Below are 1,173 nucleotides of genomic sequence, written 5' to 3' on the forward strand. Positions count from 1 at the left end.
CCCATAATGTTTCTCATACTTTCAGTGACTTAACATTCTTAAATTAGTAGTTAATCGTCAGCACTTAGTTTGATATGTAAGTGCTAGTTCACAGAGTAAAGTTATTTGCTACTTTTTTAAATTCTAAAGTTATTAAAAAGAGAACCAAAAAAAGTGTTTCTCATAAAAGAAACACTTTTAACACATTCAGGTCACAGAAATTATTAAGAGTTTACTAAATTAGGCAACCTAATATTGCAATAGCATTACACCGTTAACGAGTTGTCTGAAATATTTTCCTTTGCCCAAATAAGTGCTTGAACTCTATTTTTCACATCAATCTTCTTGAAAATATTATGTAAATGCGTTTTTACCGTATTCTCGCTGACAAATAATTGTTCGGCGATTTGTTGATTGGACGCCCCCATGGAAAGAAAGGTAATTATTTGTTGCTCTCGTTTGGTCAGAATAGCGGAAACATTCTTATTTATAGGTTTGCAATGTCGACGAAGGTAAGTAATGTACTGCTGAGAAAACTTACGGCTGAACCACATATCTCCTTGAAGCACCTTACCAATACCAACTTGCAACGTTTTTATATCATCAGAGGTATAGAAAATACCGGCCAAAGTACGCCAAGCAAAGAGATCTTCTGTCGATATGGATTGCTCACAATTAATTAAGATTTCAAGCGTGTCTTTCTGCTTGGCCGCTTTAAACTCCGCATAACGGCGAAAAATTTCATCCGTGATCACGCTGCAATCAACAATAATGGCTGATGCAAGAGATTCATGTAACACTCCGTGAATCAGATTATCTGGCGTGATTAGAGCAACACTAATACCGAGTTTGGTCTCCAATACATCTTTCAACAGAGATGACTGTAGACTTCCCTCCGTGATTAAAATAACGTTTCTTTTTTTTTGCTGCTCCATCCTGATCGCATTCCCTTGGTCGTTTTTATTGAAATACGCAATAGATTTAGATAGAGCGGTAGTATTGTCAAGTATGAAAATCACTAGTACTAATTAATAACTCATTGAAGTGTCAATAATTTTTAAGTGGCAAGTATATGAGAGGTATTAGCATTTTTCAGACATTAAAAAAGGGAGTATAAACTCCCTTTTTGTGTTTGAGCAGGTGATTTAATCACGCACGTTAGAGGCAAAACACCACCTAACTTAGTGGATTGGA

At 35.6% G+C, this 1,173-nt stretch carries 1 protein-coding gene; it reads right to left on the reverse strand.

The features are described from left to right. Positions 1-245 precede the first annotated feature (245 nt). The gene (locus IQR33_RS04550) at positions 246-914 is read right to left on the reverse strand and encodes a LuxR C-terminal-related transcriptional regulator (RefSeq protein ID WP_021707603.1); all 669 of its coding nucleotides are present in this window, start codon (positions 912-914) and stop codon (positions 246-248) included. Positions 915-1,173: the final 259 nt, after the last annotated feature.

The sequence above is a fragment of the Vibrio sp. OPT46 genome (assembly GCF_015163535.1).
In the GTDB taxonomy this organism is placed as follows: Bacteria; Pseudomonadota; Gammaproteobacteria; order Enterobacterales; family Vibrionaceae; genus Vibrio; species Vibrio alginolyticus.